At 68.5% G+C, this 20,113-nt stretch carries 12 protein-coding genes, 1 tRNA gene and 2 pseudogenes; 8 read left to right on the top strand and 7 right to left on the bottom strand.

Translation table 11 applies throughout. The features are described 5' to 3' along the window. Nucleotides 1–18 precede the first annotated feature (18 nt). The 3 genes from cmk to AB0B85_RS21580 all read left to right on the top strand — a co-directional run bounded on the left by cmk (nt 19) and on the right by AB0B85_RS21580 (nt 2,433). A complete protein-coding gene (cmk, locus tag AB0B85_RS21590) occupies nt 19–699 on the top strand; it encodes a (d)CMP kinase (protein WP_357409944.1) in 681 nt (226 codons plus the stop codon). 76 nt (nt 700–775) lie between these two features. Continuing rightward, nucleotides 776–2,152, top strand: coding sequence for a ribosome biogenesis GTPase Der (gene der / locus AB0B85_RS21585; protein WP_357409991.1), 1,377 nt, complete (start codon nt 776–778; stop codon nt 2,150–2,152). Nucleotides 2,153–2,359: 207 nt separating this feature from the next. Further along, a tRNA-Pro gene (locus AB0B85_RS21580) sits at nt 2,360–2,433 on the top strand. A 124-nt stretch (nt 2,434–2,557) separates the two neighbouring features. Here AB0B85_RS21580 and AB0B85_RS21575 read toward each other — a convergent pair. Beyond that, nucleotides 2,558–2,773: pseudogene (locus AB0B85_RS21575) on the bottom strand (hypothetical protein); the annotation flags it as partial. A gap of 455 nt (nt 2,774–3,228) precedes the next feature. Here AB0B85_RS21575 and AB0B85_RS21570 point away from each other — a divergent pair. Together AB0B85_RS21570 and AB0B85_RS21565 are read left to right on the top strand one after the other, a co-directional pair. Further along, nucleotides 3,229–3,408: a hypothetical protein gene (locus tag AB0B85_RS21570; RefSeq protein ID WP_357409942.1), complete on the top strand. Its 180-nt coding sequence runs from the start codon at nt 3,229–3,231 to the stop codon at nt 3,406–3,408. A 389-nt stretch (nt 3,409–3,797) separates the two neighbouring features. Continuing rightward, entirely contained in the window at nt 3,798–7,493 is a 3,696-nt protein-coding gene (locus AB0B85_RS21565) for a hypothetical protein (protein WP_357409940.1), read from the top strand. A 439-nt stretch (nt 7,494–7,932) separates the two neighbouring features. Here AB0B85_RS21565 and AB0B85_RS21560 read toward each other — a convergent pair whose 3' ends face one another. From AB0B85_RS21560 to AB0B85_RS21550, 3 genes are all read right to left on the bottom strand, one after another. Further along, the gene (locus AB0B85_RS21560; RefSeq protein WP_357409938.1) at nt 7,933–9,288 is read right to left on the bottom strand and encodes a lipase family protein; all 1,356 of its coding nucleotides are present in this window, start codon (nt 9,286–9,288) and stop codon (nt 7,933–7,935) included. Nucleotides 9,289–10,284: 996 nt separating this feature from the next. Next, entirely contained in the window at nt 10,285–11,217 is a 933-nt protein-coding gene (locus AB0B85_RS21555; RefSeq protein WP_357409936.1) for an alpha/beta fold hydrolase, read from the bottom strand. Continuing rightward, nucleotides 11,214–12,566 carry an NAD(P)-binding domain-containing protein gene (locus tag AB0B85_RS21550; RefSeq protein WP_357409934.1) on the bottom strand — a complete coding sequence of 451 codons (1,353 nt, stop codon included), beginning with the start codon at nt 12,564–12,566 and terminating at the stop codon, nt 11,214–11,216. Before AB0B85_RS21550 ends, AB0B85_RS21555 begins: the two co-directional genes overlap by 4 nt. A gap of 120 nt (nt 12,567–12,686) precedes the next feature. Here AB0B85_RS21550 and AB0B85_RS21545 point away from each other — a divergent pair, with 120 nt between their 5' ends. Further along, entirely contained in the window at nt 12,687–13,436 is a 750-nt protein-coding gene (locus tag AB0B85_RS21545) for an alpha/beta fold hydrolase (protein WP_357409932.1), read from the top strand. Here the strand turns inward: AB0B85_RS21545 and AB0B85_RS21540 are convergent. Continuing rightward, entirely contained in the window at nt 13,402–14,094 is a 693-nt protein-coding gene (locus AB0B85_RS21540) for a TetR/AcrR family transcriptional regulator (RefSeq protein ID WP_357409930.1), read from the bottom strand. The genes AB0B85_RS21545 and AB0B85_RS21540 overlap by 35 nt on opposite strands. A 204-nt stretch (nt 14,095–14,298) precedes the next feature. After that, nucleotides 14,299–15,465: a helix-turn-helix domain-containing protein gene (locus AB0B85_RS21535; protein WP_357409928.1), complete on the bottom strand. Its 1,167-nt coding sequence runs from the start codon at nt 15,463–15,465 to the stop codon at nt 14,299–14,301. A 315-nt stretch (nt 15,466–15,780) separates the two neighbouring features. Between AB0B85_RS21535 and AB0B85_RS21530 the strand changes: the two genes are divergently transcribed. Continuing rightward, the gene (locus AB0B85_RS21530; protein ID WP_357409926.1) at nt 15,781–16,185 is read left to right on the top strand and encodes a hypothetical protein; all 405 of its coding nucleotides are present in this window, start codon (nt 15,781–15,783) and stop codon (nt 16,183–16,185) included. A 31-nt stretch (nt 16,186–16,216) separates the two neighbouring features. Beyond that, nucleotides 16,217–16,482 (top strand): annotated as a pseudogene (locus tag AB0B85_RS21525) (transposase); the annotation flags it as partial. Between the two features lie 685 nt (nt 16,483–17,167). Here the strand turns inward: AB0B85_RS21525 and AB0B85_RS21520 are convergent. Beyond that, nucleotides 17,168–19,687, bottom strand: coding sequence for a S8 family serine peptidase (locus tag AB0B85_RS21520; protein ID WP_357409924.1), 2,520 nt, complete (start codon nt 19,685–19,687; stop codon nt 17,168–17,170). Nucleotides 19,688–20,113: the final 426 nt, after the last annotated feature.

Genomic DNA, 20,113 nt, shown 5'->3' with positions numbered 1-20,113 from the left:
CGGGCTGAGGAGGACACGGTGGAGGAAAACGTACGGGCCGGGCGATGTGTGGTCGCTGTGGATGGGCCGTCCGGTTCGGGTAAGTCCACCGTGTCGCGGCGCCTCGCCGTCGACATCGGTGCGCGTTACCTGGACACCGGGGCGATGTACCGGGCGATCACGTGGGCCGTGCTGCGCTCCGGCGTGGACCTCACCGACACCGCGTCGGTGGTCAAGGTCGCCGGCGAGGTCAACCTGCGCATCGGCACCCACCCGCAGGGGTACGCCGTGACGATCGACGGGGTCGGCGTGGACGCCGACATCCGGGGCCCGGAGGTGACCGGAGCGGTCTCCGCCGTCGCCGCGGTTCCCGCGGTCCGCGAGCTGCTTGTCGCCCGCCAACGCGAGATGATCGCCAACGCTGGTCGGATGGTCGTCGAGGGTCGGGACATCGGCTCGGTCGTCGCGCCGGACGCGGACCTGAAGGTCTTCCTGACCGCCTCCGAGGCGGCCCGTGCCGCCCGACGCAGTGCGGAGGACGCCGCCGACGTGGCGGCCACCGCCGCCGACCTGGCCCGGCGGGACCGTCTCGACTCGACCCGCAAGGTCAACCCGCTGGCGCAGGCACCCGACGCGGTGGTGCTGGACACCACCGAGTTGGGCATCGACGAGGTCGTGGCGCGACTGCGCGACCTGCTTACCGAACGAGGCGTGGCATGAGCGGCGCGGTGATGTCCCAGGTCGGTCCGGAGCGACGCGGAGGAGCAGCGTGAGCGAGGGTGCGGGATGGGTCGAGCTGCGTGAGCCCGACGTCGCCGTCGAGGAACCGACCGGCCCGCAGCCGGTCGTGGCAGTGGTCGGCCGCCCCAACGTGGGCAAGTCCACGCTTGTCAACCGGATCATCGGCCGTCGGCAGGCGGTCGTCGAGGACGTTCCCGGGGTGACCCGGGACCGGGTGCCGTACGACGCGCAGTGGAACGGCCGGGCGTTCACAGTGGTGGACACCGGCGGCTGGGAACCGGACGCGAAGGACCGGGCCGCCGCCATCGCGGCGCAGGCCGAGACGGCTGTCGTCACCGCCGACGTGGTCCTCTTCGTGGTCGACGCGATGGTGGGCTCCACCGACGTGGACGAGGCCGCGGTGAAGATGCTGCGGCGCAGTGCCAAACCGGTGATCCTGGTGGCCAACAAGGCGGACAACACCTCCATCGAGATGGAGGCGACCTCACTGTGGTCGCTCGGCCTCGGTGAACCGTTCCCGATCTCCGCGCTGCACGGCCGCGGCTCCGGCGACCTGCTGGACGCCATCCTCGCCGCGCTGCCCGAAGCCCCGGCGATCATCGAGAACCGGCCGCGCGGACCCCGCCGGGTGGCGCTGGTCGGGCGGCCGAACGTGGGCAAGTCCAGCCTGCTCAACCGGTTCTCCGGTGAGGATCGCGCGGTCGTCGACTCGGTGGCCGGCACCACTGTGGACCCGGTGGACAGCCTTGTCGAGATCGGCGGTCAGACCTGGCAACTGGTCGACACCGCCGGGCTGCGCAAGCGGGTCGGCAAGGCCAGCGGCACCGAGTACTACGCCAGCCTGCGCACCGCCGGGGCGATCGAGGCCGCCGAGGTGGCAGTGGTGTTGCTCGACTCCAGCGAGCCGATCAGTGAGCAGGACCAGCGGATCCTGTCGATGGTCACCGAAGCCGGCCGGGCCATGGTCATCGCGTTCAACAAGTGGGACCTGGTCGACGCCGACCGTCGGTACTACCTGGACAAGGAGATCGACCGGGAACTGCGCCGCATCCCCTGGGCGATCCGCCTGAACCTGTCCGCGATGACCGGCCGCGCCGTGGACAAGCTGGCCCCGGCCCTGAACAAGGCGCTGGCCAGCTGGGAGACCCGGGTCCCGACCGCGCACCTCAACCAGTGGCTGACCGCGCTGGTCCAGGCCACGCCCCACCCGGTTCGTGGCGGTCGCGCGCCGCGGATCCTGTTCGCGACGCAGGCTGGTGTGGCGCCGCCACGGTTCGTGCTCTTCACCACCGGCCCGCTCGACGCCGGCTACCAGCGCTTCGTCGAGCGCAAGCTCCGCGAGGAGTTCGGGTACGAGGGCAGCCCCATCGAGATCTCGGTCCGCCCGCGTAAGAAGCTCGGCCCCGGTGGCCGAGGCAAGGCGCACGGCTGACCCGGCCCAGTTCTCCCGAAATGCCGGATGGTCCGACCGGACCATCCGGCATCCCTCTACCCCACCCTCCTAGGACGCTTTAGGGGTTGTGCGTTGGTGCTCCTGCGAGGGGGTGCGGTCAGATGGCGAGGCGGGTGGGGCCTGTGCGATGACTCGGGAGGGCTGCGCTAAGCTGTACCGGCTGCCGCGAGGGAAACCGCGCGGGGGCGGGACGTGGCGCAGCTTGGTAGCGCACTTGACTGGGGGTCAAGGGGTCGTCGGTTCGAATCCGGCCGTCCCGACCGATTGACCTGGGGAGATGAAGATCCTCCCGGGTAACGGCGGTAACATCCGGTAACGGATGATCTTTGGTGGCGGTAACCGGATGAACGGTTAGCCGCTGGCGTGCGTGCTGCAGAGCGCTCTGGCGACCATGACGAGCACGCCGGCGGCGACGAACGCCAACACGAAGACGGTCTCCACGATCCAGGCTGATCGGCCGGTGAGTGCCTGCACCTGCGGCAGCATGGTGACCTTCGGTGTGGTGAGCAGAATGCCGGTGATGAGGTCGAAGATCGCGTTCAGGCAGGCCAGGATCGCCGTGGTGAGCCAATCAAGAACCTCATTGAGGACCCATCCCACGACGATCAACCCCCGACGGGTTCAAGTTCTGGCGGATGACGGATGCGGCGAACCCGGCGCGGGTGGCCGGTTCGAGGGTGTTGGACAACCTCAGCGGGTCAACGCGTTCTACGAGTGGGCGCAGCCACGCTATGCGGTGGCCAACCCGGTCGCCCGACGGCATCTGCCCCAGCCGGCGATCGGGTACGCGGTTCGAGTCGTTCGCGGCGGCGCCGCACGTGGTCTGCCGCCGACGAACGCGGCACCCGCCACACCTCCGACATTGACGACTGCCGCCCGAACTGCACCAACATCGCCCGAACCGACCGCGACATCTACATCCTGCGCCGGCAGGCCGCGCACCTCCGCGCCGTAGTCAACGACCCTGCAGCCCCACCAGTGCGCCACGGCCGCGAACGACACGAACTCGCCCGCCTCGAACACCTCATCGCTCGACACCACACCGGACGAACCCGATGACCACCGACCGGCAAGCCGAACGCGACGTCATCCAAGCCGCCGCCCGCCGGCTCCTGGCCTGTACCCCCACCCGCTCCACTGGAGCGCTGACCGTCCTGCAGTTGGCGGCCGAAGCCGGCGTGAAACGGTGGGTGCTGACCCACAAGCATCCCGACCTGCGTCAGGCCTTTGAGTAACAGCGGCGGGCTACCAACGGCATCCCAACTGCATTCCAGCACCTGCACGGCAGGCTCGCAGATCTCGAAGCCGCCAACAAACGGCTCCGGGAGAGCAACACCGAGCTGACCGAACGGATCGACACCTACGCCCAGGTCATCCGCGTGTTGAGCATCGAGATCGACACCCTACGAGCACAGATGCGTCGCTGGAAGACGTCCGGTCCCTGTACCCACGACTCGGCACCCCATCGACGTGGACCGCTTGGGGAATAGCGAAACCACCCCTTCCTCTGGATCACCTCCCGAACCGAGTATCGAGATCTGAGAAGCGCCGGTGGCGCCCGGCCGTCGCTACGCTGGGCTCTACTCCGATTGCGGGTGGTGGCGGATTGGGTACTCGGCGACGCGTGCTGACCTCGGCTGCGGCCCTCCTGGCGGTAGCCACCGGCGTTGCCGCCGCGATCTGGCTGTGGCCGTCCGAACGCGGGTTCGGGCTCGTCCTGGACCGCGGCGATCAGGTCGCGTCCATTGTCGGCGCGCTCGCCGCTCTCATCGTGGGCTACCTGACGTTGCGCCGCTCGGCGTCATCCAAGCCGATTGCCGAGCGCTCGGAGCCGCCGCTGGCCAAGCCGGATGTGCTGGATCGATGGCTCTTCGGAGGCTTGTCGGCCGCCGGGCACTTCCTCCGCGCGGGGCAGGGACGGCGCGGGATGACGGTTGCGGCCGACCTCTTCCGCGGACGGGAGGACGTGATCGCGGCCGTGCTCGCGTGGCTGGACTCCACCGAAGAGTCAGGTCGCCCGTTCGTGATCAGCGGGCCGCCCGGAACGGGCAAGTCCGCGGTCCTCGCGCGAGTGGCGATGCGGCGCAACACAGTTCTGGCCGGTAACGGGTTGATGTTCCTGGCAGCTGGTGCTCGGGTAAGCGATCTGGATCGCGCGATGCGGGAATGGTTGGGCCTCCCCTCAGCCGCGTCCGACGAGGAGTTGCTCGAGCGGCTCGGCGACGAATCGCGGATCGTGCTGGCCGACGCCCTCGACGAGGCCGCGACGCCCCGCGACGCCGTCGCACTGGGGCAGGCGCTGAGTCGGCTGGCTACGATCCCCTCGGTACGCGTGGTAGTCGCTACTCGGCCGTGGTCGGCTGGCCCGGCCGATCGGCGTCGCTACGGGTGGGACGCGCTGTTGCCCCAGCTCGGGATCACCGCGGTCGACCAGGACGGGCTTATCGACCTCGCGGTCGACTTCGCCGATCCGGAGGGCGTCCGGCAGTACGCGCTGGCGATCCTCACCCAGCCGGACCTTTCCGGCGGCGTCCGGCGGCGGTGCCGGGCCGATCCGGAGCTGGCCCAGTCGCTCGCCGCCGAGATCGCCGAGCGCGCCGCCGGGAACTTTCTGATCGCGGGCTTGGCCGCTGAACGTGTGGCCCGGTCGAACGACGTCAAGCCGCACTCTTTCGAGTTCCCGACCGACGTGGCACAGGCTCTTCTCGGCTACCTCGGCAGACGCTCCGGTGAGGAAAGCCATCGCCTGCGGATCATGATGACCACTTTGGCGCACGCGCAGGGCGCGGGCGTCGACGACGAGCTGTGGCTGCGGTTCGCCACCGCCCTGGGCCTCGGCGACGCCGGCCACCGCGACCTGAAACTGGTGCACGACTCCGCCGCAGTGGACCTCATCGTCGGCGTCGCCGAACCGGATTCGCGACCACGCCACCGGTTGTTTCACCATGCCTTGGCGGACGTGCTTTTGGCCGGCCGAGACTCCCGCGCCGACAACCGCGCGTTGTACGAGGCATGCGTCACGGTGGCGAGCCGGGACGGCTGGGACACCGACTACGTCCGACGTTTCGTGGCCGGCCACGCAGCGCGTGGCGGGAGCATGGACGATCTGCTCGACCGAGTGGACTTTCTCGTGACCGCCGATCCGCAAGATTTGCTGCCGCACCTCGACTCGGCGTGCGAGGCGACGGGCAAGCGGGTGGCGGCGGCATACAGGCTGGCGTCGGACCGGTTGGTCGCGCGGGATCGGATCGGCAACGCCGGGCACCTCGAAGTGGCTGCGGCGATCGCGCACCTCCCGGTGTTGCGAAAGCGGATCGCGAACGCCGTGCCGCGGGCACAGCATGTGCGCTGGGCGAAGATCGATCCCGCGATGAGCGCGTCAACGCTGGGCCAGCAGACGCTACGCGGCCACGACGGCGAGATCACCACGCTGGCGACCGGGGAGTCGTCCGACGGCATCCCGCTGCTGGTCAGTGGCGGCCGGGACGGGACGGCACGGCTCTGGCGCCTTGACGACGGCCGGCCGCTGATGACGCTGGCCGGACCGGGCACGGCGACGTGTGTGGCGATCGCGGCGCTCAGCGACGGGAGCAAGGTCGTCGTCGCTGGGAATGACGACCCCGGTACGGCCGAGCGACTGTCGGTCTGGCGCCTGAAGGACGGCGAACTCCTATACCGGATCAATACGCCGCAGATGCGGGCAGTCGTCGCCACGACTATGCCCGACGGCACACCCGTCCTGGTGGGTGGCGGCTCGGACCGGACCTTGTATGTCTGGCGGGTCGACGACGGCGAACTGCTGACGCAATGGGCGACGGCCTGGCCGATCGGGTCGGTGGAGACCGTCCGGATGGCCGGCGCCGGAGACGTGGTCGTCGCCGGAGCCGGCAACGGCATCGGCGCGGCACCGGAGTTGGCGGCATGGCGGCTGGCCGACCTGATGCCAGTCGACATCCCCGCGCCTCACTTCGGTGGATCCTCGATGGATCCACGCAATCTGTCGGCGATCTCCGCCGGGGATGGCTCGACATTGTTCGCCTGCGCCGTCAGCTGGACGCTCGCCGTGTGGCGGCACGGCTCATCGGAGGCCATCTGGTCCACCGGACGGGCCGGCCCGACGACGGCGATCGGTTCCCTGCCGGACCAGACGACAATCGTCCTAACCGGTGGCGCGATAGACGACCCAGTGGTGCACGTACGGTCGCTCGATGACGGCCGCCTACTGTACGCACTCACCGGTCCCAGCCGAGGAATTTCGGCTGTGGCAGCCGGCTCGCTCGCCCATGGCACAACCGTTGCCGTCGGCGCCTACTACGACGGCAGCATCAGGCTGTGGCGCCTCGACGACGCGGCACCCGCCGAGGAGACGACGGGTCACCTGTTCGATGCGTACGGCGCCACGATCATGAGCGCCACCCTCGGCGACGGGACCGACGTCGTTCTCAGCAGCGGTGGCAGGACGCCCGCCGTGCGAGTGTGGCGGCTGGACGACGGCGCCGAGTTACGGACCTACCCGGCCCCGTACCGGCCCAGCTTCGTGACCAGCAGCACGCTCGCCGACGGGAGGTCCGTGATTGTGCGTACGGCGAAGAAACCCGGCAACATGTTGTCGTTTCTCTGGACCGATCCGCCGCTGGTCATCACGGACGTGGACCAGGACCATGTGCTCTACCACTTCTCCCCGCCGCTTCATCCAGGATTCTCGGCGGCCGCGCTCGATGTGTGGGGCGACGTCAACGCACTCGTCACCGTGACCGCGAAAGAGGCCCGCGTATGGCGGCTCGATGAGGGCACGCCGTACGGCGAACCACTCGCGCATGGTGAGACGATCAACAAACTCACGACCGGAACCCTGGCCGACGGCACTCCGGTCGTGATGACCGCCGGCGGTGGACTGATCAAAGTCTGGCGGCTCGGCGACACGACGCCCGTCCGCGAGTTCGGCTATGACGGCTCGGTGTTCGCCATCGCGAGCCACGGCTCGAAGCTGGCCGCAGGCGGCTCGGAGAAGCGCGTCTGGGTGTGGGACATCGACACCGGGGAGTCGCTTGCCTGTCCGCTGACCCATGACGGCTGGGTGGCTTCAGTGTCCATGGCCCACCTCGCCGACGGGGCTCCGGCCGTCGTCAGCGGAGGCTATGACGGCGTCGTGCGCGTCTGGGCGACCGATGACCAGCACGGGGTGGAAACCCACGAGCTGCGAGCCGGCGTCGGCGACGCACTGCTGGTGAACAGCTCGATCCTCGTCGTCGCCACCACCTACGGCATCATCGCCCAGACAACCTCGGCCTCGCGTCACGGCCGGATCAGCGAGGACTGAACGTTCGAGGTTCCCGTAACAGTTGCGGTCCCGCCCGGTGGCCGACACCGCCGCTTTCTCAGCGGCGCGCACTATTCGCCGTCCGCTACTTCATCACCGACCGCCCGCCGTCCCTGAGCGAGGGCCGACTCGCACGCCGGTCCCGCGGCCCAGGTGGCGGGTACAGCCCCGCGGTATCAACCGGTACCAACCCAAGACTTGTCTGCGGAACAGAAGGTTAGGGTTCGAATCCATTCGGGCGCGCATGGTACCCAGTGGTCCAGATCGGACGACGCTCATGCTTCGGACGCTGAACCGGCTCTCTTTCGCCCGGGATCTTGCCTGCGGAGGCGTCAGGAGCTCTGGGCTGTTCGTTCGGTCGACCGGGGGTCCCGGGCGTCGGTCGAGACCGGGACCCCCGGATCGTTCGATGCTGCCGAGGAGTCGCTCCGCCCGGGGGTTAGGGCAGCTGCGAAACCGTTGCGCAGTTGGAGACCTCGGGCGTGCCCTTCAGGCGGTCGGTAAGCCAGGTAATGGCGGTGCCCTGGTCTTTGAGCAGGGAGTCGACGTGGTTCAGGAACGGGCTTGGGCCATTGATGCCCGAGATCGGGGCGTAGACGACGTTGCCGCCGCGCTGGCACCAGTCGAGGGCCAGCTGGCGGGCCTGCGCGTGCTGGACGAGGTTGTCGTGCACGCCGGTGGCGACACGCACGATACCGGCCGGCTTCTGCGTGCCGATGCGCTGCTGCTCGATGAACGCCCGGAGCCTGGGTTCGGCCGCGATCATCGCTGAGGCGGACTCCAGGTTCTTCGTCCAGCCGTTGGTGCGCTGGTAGGAGTAGGTGGCCATCGCGTCCCATATGCACCGGGTGGTGAGGTCCTTGAGAACCGCCTTGCCGATGAAGCTGAGGTGGTTGTCCAGCACCGCCTGCAGCGATGGGTCGGACTGCGCGAACCCGTTCAGCGACCAGCCGATGGAAGCGACCAGTTCGGTGCCGTCGATACCCGACGTGACCGCGGCGAGGTCGGCCGGTACCGCGCCGGCGTAGCTCGCGCTCACGGGGACGTCCGGGGCGTAGGTCGGCTGGAGCTCGATGGCCGCGCCGACCGCCCCGCCGCCCTGGCTGAACCCGTACAGGCCGGTCGGTGAGGCGGCGGTGACGGACACACCGGGCAGGGATCGTGCGGCCCGCGCGGCGTCGAGCACCGCGTGACCCTCGTCGAGGCGGTTGACGTAGGTGTGCAACCGATCCGTGGTTCCCAGGCCGATGTGGTCGCTGACGGCGACCGCGATGCCCTTGCCCAGCAGCTGGTAGATCGCCAGATTCTCGATCCCGATCGAGAGGGTGCTGTTACCAAAGGCGATCACGTTCTGCAGGCCCAGGGAGGTGGCACACTGATCGCCCTGACCCGAGGTTCCCGGCGCGAGGACGACCAACGGGCGCGGGCCGCTGCCCGGCCAACTCGCCGACGGCTCGATGTACGCACCGGTCGCGGCGGCGGGCTGGCCGTTCGAGTCGGTGGTCTTGTACATGATCCGGGTCGCCCGTCCCGGAATGGGCCGTCCGTCCAGGCCCGGCAGCGACAGCGACAGCGGCAGCGGTTCGCTGCGCACCAGAGCCCCGTTCTCGGCGGGCAACTGGGCGGGCGGTGAGTAGAACGCGGGAATCGTGATGCCCCGGGAGACGGTGCTGGCACTGGCTGTGGCTCCGGGGAGTGCCGCCAGACCGAGTCCGACGACGACGGCGAGTGCCGCGGCGCGGGTGAGAGCGCGTGCGGACATGCGGTGACCTCCGTTGATGCGGGTGGTGGACATGACCGCAGGGTGATTCGACGTCCGAGGCGTCGAACCCTGCGGGTGAGTCGTGAGACGGCGGGCAGACACGCGCTTCCTCGGCATGGCTCATTGCAACTGCGCGCCAATGTTTCCGGCATGTGACCATTGGTCATATGACCAGTGGTCACATTAGCCCTCCGCGGCAGGGTCGACAAGACCTCGATCGCCTTTGTTCGATGCGTGTCAAGGACTTTGGACTGGGATTCGGGTTGCTGGTCTGGCTGCTGGCCGCCCGTTGAGAGTGTCGGTAAGGACTTTGGCCGGGCTGCGGTGGCCCAGCCGGGAGTGCAGGGTTGCCGTTTGTAGAGCACTTCGATGTACTCGGCCACGACCAACCGTGGCCGTTACCGCCAATGACACGATCGGGTAGGTCGCCTTCTGAGCCTCAATCGCCGCCAGCGCACGGCTGCAGGTGCGTCCGGGTGAAAGGCAGCGGCTTTAGCCGGCGGACCTCATCTTCCGGCTCTTGCGCGGGGACATGCTCCACAGGCGACGGTGCGGACTCGTGGTCCGGGTTCTCCCGCCGCCACGCGTCGACCCCGCTGCTGAGGGTTCCGTTCATGGATACCAAGATGACGGGCGCCATCCGCGACGGGACGCCCGGCGCCCGGACGAGGGCCGCCGTCATTGGTGCTCGGCCACGGAAGGCCGTGCTTGGGAACGCGAGCTGGCCCGCCACGACGCCGGTGAAGTGGAGGTCGCGCGCGCGTGGGCGATCGCGGCGCGCCAGGACTCGTGCTCCTGGGCGATGCTCAATAGCTGGCGGGGCTGCCCGGCGCTGCCTCCTCGATCGCTCCATGCTCGGCGACCACTTGTGGAAGCGGTGATCGACGAACTGGTAGTGGCGGCGAGCCCAGTAGTGCTGAGGACGTAGCCGTCACGTGCGCGCCCGTTCGGCTCAGCCCGATGGCCACCGCACGGCCGATCCACGACCCGGCTCCGGGCCCAGGGCGGCGGCCATGCCGTCGAAGGCACTCATTGCCGCACGGGTACGCGGCTGTTGAGGAACGCGATCTGGTCGGCGACCACGCCCTCGAAGTGAGGGTCGACGTAAGGATCGAAGTGGCCGCACGGATAGGTCTTGAACACGGAATCCGGGATGCGCCGGGCGACCCAGCGTGACGCCTTCGTGGGGGTCAGTTCGTCTCGCTCCCCGGCCTGAATCAGGGTCGGGGCGGTGATGCGGTGTGCGCGCAGACCCGGCGAGTTGAACGGCATGTGCAGCAGGATGCGCGCGGCGACGCGGTTATGCGGTAGGAAGCTGTCGACATCCAGGCCCTCGGCCAGTCGTCGCAGGATCCCGATGCCGTCGTCGTCGAGCATGACGGCGAGGGTGCCGGTGTCTCCGATCGACGGTACGTAGTACGGCGAGCGGCCGGTGAGCTGCCGTGTCAGGTCCTTGACGGCCGCGACGCCGAGGCGGGTGACGTGGCGGGCTCCCATCGCGATCGTGGCGTGCGGTCCGGAGACGTGGGGGACCTGGGCGATGACTGCGGCGAGGTCCTGGTCGTGGGCCGCGGCGTGCAGGACGTGCCCGCCGCTCAGCGAGGAGCCCCATGCGACGACCCGTCCCGTGTCGACTCCGGGCAGCGCGCGTGCGTAGGCGATGGCTGCCTGCCAGTCTTGCCTCTGGCGGGACAGGCTCAGCAGCTCGCGGGGCTGGCCGGTGCTGTCGCCGAAGTGCCGGTAGTCGAAGACGAGGACGGCGTACCCGGCGTCGGCGAAGCGCTGGGCGTAGGCGTCGAGCCGCAGTGTCCGGATCGCGCCGAAGCCGTGCGCCATGACGATGACGGGTGGCCGTTCGACGTTCTCGGGCCGGTAGAGCCAGGCGGCGCAAGAGTCTCGGCCTACAGGGAGAGTGACATCCGAACGTCGAGCGTCGGCAGACGCGCCGGGCTCCGGGTTCATCGGATCTCACCGACCAGCGGGAGCCCGTCCCCGGCGCCTCCGCGGGCTCGTCTTGCGCCCCGGGCTCGCTCAACTCGCAGGCTGCGCATGTAGTCGTCGAAGTCGACCTGAATGGTGTGTCGCTTGCTGCGGACGTAGCGTTTCGCGAGTGAGGCGCGGTAGCGGTTGATCTCGGTCTCCATTGCGGCGCGGCCCGGGAGGGCGTAGAGGCCTTGCAGGTGGTCGGCGATGATCTCAGACTGGCGTTCGGCGATCGGCATGATGGCGCCGAGGGGCTGGATCAGTCCGACGAAGTACAGGTGTGGCGTGGTAGTGGAGAACATCCTCTTGTAGAGGCGGATGTCGTTGCTGTCACCGGGGTCCAGGAACGCCGGATCGAAGAACGGGAAGCTCAGCTTGTACCCGGTGCAGTAAACGACCAGGTCCGCTTCGACCCGGCTGCCGTCGGTGAACACGACAGTGTCGCGGTCGAACCGCTCGATGTTGGGCTTCGGGGTGATCGCGCCGTGGGCCAGGCGGTCCAGGATCCGGCTCGACATCGTGGGGTGGGCCTGGGCGAACTTGTGGTCGGGCGCCGGCAGCCCGTACCGGTTCATGGGGCCGGTAGTCACCTTGAAGAGCAGCCGCGCCAGCGGCCAGCGGACCGCGCCGGGGATCCACTCCTTGCCGGCGATCTGGTCGTAAGGCCGGCCGAAGACGTACTTGGGGATGATGTGCACTCCACTTCGGGCCGCGAGGTAGGTCGCTCGTGCGTGGTAGCTGGCGTCGACGGCGATGTCCATGGCGCTGTTGCCCATCCCGAGGACGACGACCCGTTTGCCCGCGAGTTGGGTCTCGCTGGAGTAGCTGTGCGAGTGGATCTGTTCGATGCTCGTCGTGTCGGAGCCGGGAAAGGCCGGTTCGGGCCAGCGCGGGTCCCAGTGGTGTCCGTTCGCTACGCAGACGGCGTCGTAGCGGCGACGTTCACCTGTGGTCAGGGTGACGTCGAAGCCGCCGGCCAACGGCTCGACGTGGCTCACCCCCGTGCCGAAGACGATCCGGTTACGGAAGCCGAAGTGGTCGACGTAGGCGTCGAAGTAGGCCGCGACCTGGTCGTGGCGTGCGAAGTCGGGCAGATGGTCGGGCATCGGGAAGTCGCTGAACTGCATGCGTTCCCTGGAGGTGTTGATGTGCAACGACCGGTACGCGGCAGAGACACCGTTCTTGTTGCCCCACACCCAGTTCCCGCCGACGCGGTCGGAGAGCTCGTAGCAGTCGAAGGCGATGCCGCGCTCGTGCAGTACCTTCGCGGTGGAGATCCCTGAGGAACCGGCGCCGATGATGCACGTACGGATCGGAACGGACGACATCGTCTGGCCTCCACACGATTGTGACCGGTGGTCATATGACCGGTGGTCACTGTATGGTTTGGTGCCGTGGTGCGCAACGCTCCCCCAATACCGTCCTCCGGCCGGGGTCCTGCCCTGGAGGTGATCCGACGGGCCCCGGTCGACGCCGGGAATCGCCCGCCGTTGCTGTTCGTGCACGGCCTCGGCCACGGCGCATGGTGCTGGGAGCACTGGCTCGACGCCGCCGCGGATGCCGGTTACCCCGCCGCCGCCGTGTCACTGCGGGGCCACGACGGAAGCGGCGGGTCACTGCGACGGGCGACGCTTGGCTCCTACGTCGACGACGTGGTCCGGGTCGCGGCGACGTTCCCGCGCCAGGTGGTCCTGATCGGTCATTCGATGGGAGGGCTGGTGGTCCAGCGGGCGCTCGCCCGTTACGCGGCCCGGGCAGCCGTGCTGGTCGCGCCGGTCCCGGCTCAGCCAGCCGTCGGGTCCCTCATCTGCATCGCCCGGCGCCATCCCGTCGACGCGCTTCGCCTGATGCTGGGGGCAAGCCTGCCCCTGCGCCCCGACTACCTCTTCACCAACCTTTCCGCGGCCGACGCGACGCGCCTCGCAGCGCGGTGCGGCCGGGAATCGTCGCTGGCCCAGTACCAGCTGCTGTTCCATCGACCATCGCCGCCCCCGCGCGGCAAACCGCCCGTGCTGGTCCTCGCCACCCCGAACGACCACCTCGTCCCCCTTGGCGGCATCCGGGCAACGGCCCGCCGCTACCAGGCCGAAGTGAAGGAGTTCCCCGGCATGGGCCACGACCTGATGCTCGACGCGGGCTGGGAGCGGCCTGCGGAGGCGATGCTCACCTGGCTTCAGCGAGCGCCGGCCCCGTACTGATCGGGCGCGTCTGGCCGGAGGCCCCGTAGGCCGCCTCCAAGGGCGCGAGCAATCGCTCGATGGAGGCCTGCCGTTCGGCGAGGTCTGACGAGGCGAGACCAAGGACGGGATCCAGCCCCGGGTGATGAGGGGCGAGGGCAAGATGTGGCAGCAGCAGGAGCAGCCACGCCTGGATCGCGTCCAGGTCGGCGTCGGCCCGCAGCTCGCCCCGCTCACGGCCCAACTCCAGCAACGGTGTGAGGACCTCGACATAGTGCCGGTTGGCAACTGCCCGGACTGCGGCCCGGGCGGTGCCCTCCGGTTCGAGGTTGACCGCGGCGGTGAAGGCGAGATCGAGAGGGTGGTCATCGAAGTAGGCAACCCAGACCCGGGTCAGTTCACGGACGGCCGCGAAGAAGCCCTTGTCCCACGGCAGGTGCGGAATCTGCTCCTCCATCGCAACCCGGATTCGCTGGCTCGCCAGCTCCGAGAGGTAGGCGTAGAGGTCGACTTTGTCGTGGAAGTACTGAAAAAGGCTGCCCTTCGACACGCCCGCGTTGCGGGCGACGACGTTCAGGCTGCCCGCCGAGAACCCGTGCTCGGCGAACTCCGCCTCGGCCGCCGCGAGCACTGCAGCGCGACGAGACTCGGGCAGCCGTTCCCACGTCGCCGTCGGCATCCTCGAGTCCTCCCTACGCACGGGTCACGTCCCTCAAGAGCGTCCCATCCGAGCACCAGCCACCCGTGGGACCCATGCTGAGCGCGACGGACGAGAGCCCTGAACGTTGCCGCTACGTCCAAGACTATCTAGCGCCCCGCTGGGGAGCACCACTGGATGCACACCTCATCGGTGCGGTCATTTGCCTGACCGGCGCGCGGCCATCTAGCCGGCGAGGATCCGGGCGACGGCGGTGCTCAGCACGCGTACGCCGCGGGTCGAGCCCGGCTCCAGCCCGGTCAGGTCGCGCACCCGGGTCAGCCGGTAGTCGAGCGTGCGCGGGTGGATGCACAGCGCGGCCGCGGTGTCGAGCCGGTTCATGTCGTGCTGGTAGTAGGCGTCCAGCGTGGCGACCAGGTTGGGCCCGGCGTCGAGTTGCGCCGCCACCACCTGGAGCCACTGCCCGACCTCCGCCAGCCGGGCGGCGCCCAGCTCGGCGAAGACGTCGCTGACCGTGTACGCGTGGCGTGGCACGGCCCGCACCGGTGCGACCTCGCTGACCTGCCGGGCCAGCGCCACGGCGTCGCCGACCGTGCGCACCCGCCCAGGCGCGGTGCCGGCGGCGCACGGCCGGCCGGTCATCGAGGCCACGTCGCGGGCCAGCGCGAGCCCGCGCTCGACCGCCGGCTGCCGGGCGCCCGGCGAGCTGGGGATCAGCGCGACCACCTCGTGCGGCTCCGGCCAGCTCAGCGGCATCCAGTGCGTCTTCAGCAGCGCGCCGGCGAACTCGTCCCGCGCCGCCTGGTCCGGCCCGGGCGACCCGCCGGCCACCCGGACCACCGTCGCGACGACGTGGTCGGGGACCGGCATGTGCAGGCCGCGCGCCAGGTCGGTCGCGCTGTCGTCGCCGGCCAGCAGCATTACCGTCAGCAGCCGCACCTGGGCGGCGGTCGCCAGCGCGCGCCGCTGCCCCTCGATCCAGCCCCGGGTGTACGCGCCCTGGGCGGCCAGTCCCGCAGGAGCCAGCCAGGCGAGCGTGTGCATCGTCGCGGCGATGTCGTTCGGGCCAGCCGCCTCGTACACCTCGCGCAGCGTCAGCCGGGTGTGCACGAGCAGCACCTGCCGCTGCGCGGTCAGGGTGAGTCCCTTCTCGCCGCGCTGGCGGCCCATCGCGGCCATCAGGTCCAGATCCTGCACGTGGAACGGCGCGCTGTCCGCCGCGAGGTCGACCGTGCGCTGACGGAGGAAGACCGCGAAATCGAGCATCTCCGACCGCACCCGCGGCATGGCCGCGAGGTTGCGGTATTCCAGCAGCTCCTCCTGGTAGGCGTCCACCGCCCGGCGGGCGTTGTCGGCCACTCGCTGCCGCCAGAGGCTGAACAGACCGCCCATGCCGGTCAACGGTAATCGATGCGTTCCGGCCACGCCGCCCGGTTGACGCGGACCGGACAGCCTTGCGGACATTCACAAGAACCGGGGTACGCCGGCGACCCGGTTCTCGCCTTGTCACGAAGACCCGGCCACCGGCACCCTGGAACGCTTCGCCATGGACGTCAGACGACGGCCCGGCCGGGTCGGGCGCGACAAGGTACGCGCCCCGGCATCCGCAGATCGCACAGCATTCGAGAGGTGGTTCTGGTTATGACATGGCGTAGTCGACCCTCCGCCGGAGCACGATCCGGCATTCTCCGCGCATCCAGTCTGCTATTGGCCGCGACGGCGATGCTCGCCGCGTTCATGGCCGCACCGTCCGCGGCGGTCGCGGCACCCGCGCCGAGCGGCGACGCGGCTGTCGCCGCCATCGGAGCCGAGCGGGCATCGGCGAGCTCCGCCGGCACGTTGAGCGTCACGACGTCGACGGCGGCCGCCGCCTCACCGGGGAAGGGCGGGGGTTTCTCGGTGATGTCGGGCTCCTGCCCGTACGCCGGGCAGTACATCGACGCGTGGCTGATCGTGTTCCAGGGCTGCACCCTCACCGGCCAGCCGACTACCGCGGTCAGCGCCCGGTGCTCCAACGGGGCAACCCTGGGCCCCGTGCACGTGCCGCCCGGCGTCTACGACATCTATGTCGACTGCTACCCGGCGTTCTTCAGCTCGCTCGCGTTCATCTGATCGGCCCACCCGGCACGGATCCCGTTGCGGGATCCGTGCCGGCGGTGCCGGTCTCAAAGCAGCGCGTGCCGCCGCCGATCTGGTGCGGGCCGCGAAGGAGCAGGGTCTGTCACTGGCGGGCCCGGGTGGGCTGTTGAAGCAGTTGACCAAGACGGTCGTGGATACCGCGTCGAGCGAGGCGATGACCGAGCATCCCGGCTATGCCAAACACGAAGCGACGGTGCCGGTTCGGACAACGTCCACAAAGGGGTCCGGTCGAAGACGGTGCTGACCGACGCCACCGGTCCGGTGCAGATCGCGGCGATGACGTGGTCCTCGGGCGATGCCGGTCGGGTCACCGACGCTAGGGCAGAGCTGAGTACGTCCCTGGTCTACTTGCTCCCGTTCGGACCCGGCGGAGGTAGCAAGGCGGGGGTTCGAGTTGCCGCGGACAGCGGCAATGCCTTCACCGTCGGAGAGTTGTTCTGCAAGGCCCAGACCGTCCAGGCCCGGCACCTCGGTGATGTTCTGCCACGCGCGGGAGTCGGGATCTATCGGTTCGGGCTACAGCGAGGGTCCCCCGCCTACTACCTGTGGGGAGCGGTGAGTCGACTTCATGAGCGCCTCGCAGCACATCGGCCGTAACGTTGCACGCATCTGCCGCGAAGCACGCTGCGCCTGACGTCACTGGTCTTGGGGAAAGGGCCGGATTACGAGCTCTGAATCTTGTCTATAGGTCGTTCCGGAGCCTTCGATCTCGGGCGGAACGGCACCGTATCGGGATTCCCGTACCCCTCTGCTGCCCCGGAACGGGGCCAAGGCAACCCATCCGCTTGCCGGGCGTAGGGGCGGAACTTGGCGTGTTCGTGGTGCCGGCGTCGGTGGATCAACCAGGCGAGGATGTCGGCGAGCGCATCCACCAGGGTCGTGATTTCTGCTCGGGCGAGGGCCTGGTCAGCCCGGCTCAGGCGAACCTGAGCCGGGCTGACCAGGGCACGTGTGGCTAGGCGTTGCCGGACCGTGCCCCCGGCAGCGTCCGCTCGGCGGTCAGCGTCATGGCGCCGCCCTTGTAGGACACCCGGAACATGTGGCCGCCTACGTTCAGGACCCGCCGTTCCGGCATGGAGTGGAAGTTGCCCTTGATCGAGGCCCCGCTCATGATCGTTAGTACCGTGCCCGGGGTGATGGGCGCGCGGACGTCCAGGGTGAGTTCGCCGTCCAGCATCAGGGCACCCGTGGCCCGCACGCTCGTGTAGTCGCGGTCGCCGGAAATGGTGATGGCGAGGCGACCCGCTCGGCTGATGGTCACGTCGCCGCCGACCTTCAGGACGTTGCCCTGCGGAACGTCGGTGAGACTGACGGACAATGCGGACGCCGCTTCCGCGGCCGACAGGCCGGGCTGCAACACGCCGCTGTTGACGCGGATGCTGCCTCCCACGAGACCGCTGCCGCCGAGCGTGCCGCCCTTAACGGCGACCGAGCTTGCGTGCGAGCCGGCGATCGAAAGCTTGCCGCCTTCCACCGTCGTGCCGCCCTCGTAGGTGGCATGGCCCGACATGATCAGCATCCCGGAGCCCTGCTTGGTCAAAGACGCCGTGTAGAGGTTGTTGTCGATGTTGTTCTGAATGAAGGCCGCGCGCGCGTCCATCCATTCCTTACGCCACTTGGTGGCGTCCTCATAGCTGATCTTGTCGTACAGTTCCGGGTGGCCGTTGGTGATGGCTTGGACGTAAGGATCAGCCAGAATGCCCTGAAGCATGAAGGCGTTTTCGCTGAGCTTGCCGTCCGGGCTCAGTACGTTGGGGCTGAATTCGCCGGCGAAGGCGATGCCCTTTCTCTTGTAGGCCGCCAGCCACTCCCGATCCTCCCGCTCCCTTTCCTTGATCGCGATCTGGCTGATGTCGTTCGACCAGACGTCCAGGGGCGCCTTGTCCATGTTGTAGGTCATGGGGCCCAGGAACTGGCCGGGGCCATACATGCCCTTGTCCAGATCGGGGATGCCCCAGCCCCAGCGCGCGTCCGGAGCCCCGTCGAGAGCGGTCCAGGCGATGGACGCCCCGGAGGGGGAGGTCTGACCCGTGCCGAGGAAGCTCACACCGTCGGACATCTTGTTGTTCGCCGTGGTGAACATCAGGTCACGGACCTGCTTGGCGTCCATGTTCGGATAGCGGGAGAGCAGAACCCCCATCACCGCTGTCGCAACGGGCGTCGCCGGAGACGTTCCGCTCGAGTTCGAATAGTTGGTGTCGCCGCCGCTGTTCGTGGTCCGGACGCTGTTCGACGGAGTGGACACGGTCCACCATTTGGCGAGGCCCGCCTCGTTGTACCCGAATTGCTTCGTGTATTCGGGGTTGGCATCAGTGGGAGGCTGCACCCCGCCGACGCATACCCACTGCGCCTCCGCCGCGGGATTGAAGAAGGGGTACGCCGGGCGGAAGTACGGGTTGCTCCAGTCGTTGTTGCCGGCCGACCTCACGTTGACGGTACCGCTATCCCTGATAGCGTCCCAGATGGCATCCATGAAGGAGCGTCCGGGGTGGTTCGGATTGTATTGAATACCGTCTTCCGAATAGCTCTTCTTGAAGAGGAAGTACTGGTACTCCAGGTCCTTCAGATGCTCGTTGGGGATGATGATCGCCATCGCCGTGGCGCTGGCGCTGTCCTTGCCGCGGAGTTGGTAAGCGTTGGCGAGGTTGCCATCGATCCCAAGGTCGTTACCCAGGCCGTCGAAACGGCTCCTGTCAAGAGTCTGGACATAGGAGCCCCAACTGCTGTTGATGACCTGGGCGCCTGCGTCAACCAGAGCCTTGTTGGCCGTACGCCAGTACACGTAATCGTGGAAGGGGCCGTGGGACTGGGTATCGGAACCGCCGGTCATGGCGACATACATCGTCGAGCCAAAGGCGATGCCGTGCTGCTCTTTGCCGTCGCGAATGCCGGAGGTGACGCCAAGCATGCCGGTCCCGTGACTGTAGTCACTCGTTCGCGCCTGGTCGCCGGCCACGGTGAACCGCTGGCCCGCGGTAAACGGGTTCGACGGGGTTACTGAGTTCCGGTACCCGAAGCCGGACGTCCCGTAGAAGCCCTCCGCTCTCACCGGAACGATCAGCCCGGTCTGGAATCCTTCGTGGGTAGGCCGGTAGCCCGAATCCATCATGCCCAGCGCGACGCCCTGCCCGCGGTACCCAAGGGCGTAGGCGGTGGACGCGTTTACCGCGACGAGCTGCCAGGGGGAGTCGATCGCTGTGCCAGGGTTGGCAGGGTTGTGGCCGGTGTAGTAGCCATACTCCGGCGTTTCCCAACTGGCTTTAGCGGCACCCAATTCCCCCGGCGTCCTGGCGACAAAACCGGGGTCTCCCGGATACGCCGGCCCGCCGGCCGTGCTGCCGGGGGTTGTTGTCAGGCCGGTCTTGGTCGATGCCGAGGCGAACCCGGCCGGAAACAAGGCGATGCCTGCGCCGGCGATGAAGGTGCCTCCCACTCGGCGCAGTAAATCCCGCCGACTCAAGGAACTCATACTCATTCCCGACTCCTTCCGAAGGGTCGATCTCCAGCGGGCGGGGGCGCAGTCCTGCCGCCTTTATCGGGCAGCGAATGTCGTTGGCATTGTTCGGGATCCCGACTGCCGCGCGAGCCGACGCATGGACGTCGGAGCGGCGAACTCGAACTTTCCCGCAAGTCGGCCTCCCCTATATGGACACCAAATTAGACTGCGGCAGAAGCCCCTCGTCAAGGGGGAAACATCGACCCGCCGGGAACAGTTAAGCGACGATCTATATCGATATGAATAACTGTCATGCATCGGGTCACGGGTTGACTCCGTGGAGGTGATGTGCGATTTGCCCGTGATGGACTAGTTGCGCAGATGGGGACAGCTGCCGCGCGATCCTTCGAGACGGCGAAGTCGAGCGGAGGAGCATGCCGCGCGACGGCTGAGTCCGCCGAGGCC

This window comes from Micromonospora sp. NPDC049044, from assembly GCF_040649215.1.
Taxonomy (GTDB): domain Bacteria; phylum Actinomycetota; class Actinomycetes; order Mycobacteriales; family Micromonosporaceae; genus Micromonospora.
This window is presented reverse-complemented; position numbering and strand designations above follow the sequence as displayed.

Bases quoted from the DNA above. Each gene is read 5' to 3' on its own strand.
- AB0B85_RS21540 (WP_357409930.1), bottom strand. From the start codon at position 14,094: ATGCCGACGGCGACGTGGGAACGGCTGCCCGAGTCTCGTCGCGCTGCA.
- AB0B85_RS21520 (WP_357409924.1), bottom strand. From the start codon at position 19,687: ATGAGTATGAGTTCCTTGAGTCGGCGGGATTTACTGCGCCGAGTGGGA.
- AB0B85_RS21555 (WP_357409936.1), bottom strand. From the start codon at position 11,217: ATGAACCCGGAGCCCGGCGCGTCTGCCGACGCTCGACGTTCGGATGTC.
- AB0B85_RS21550 (WP_357409934.1), bottom strand. From the start codon at position 12,566: ATGTCGTCCGTTCCGATCCGTACGTGCATCATCGGCGCCGGTTCCTCA.
- AB0B85_RS21535 (WP_357409928.1), bottom strand. From the start codon at position 15,465: ATGGGCGGTCTGTTCAGCCTCTGGCGGCAGCGAGTGGCCGACAACGCC.
- AB0B85_RS21560 (WP_357409938.1), bottom strand. From the start codon at position 9,288: ATGTCCACCACCCGCATCAACGGAGGTCACCGCATGTCCGCACGCGCT.
- AB0B85_RS21570 (WP_357409942.1), top strand. From the start codon at position 3,229: ATGACCACCGACCGGCAAGCCGAACGCGACGTCATCCAAGCCGCCGCC.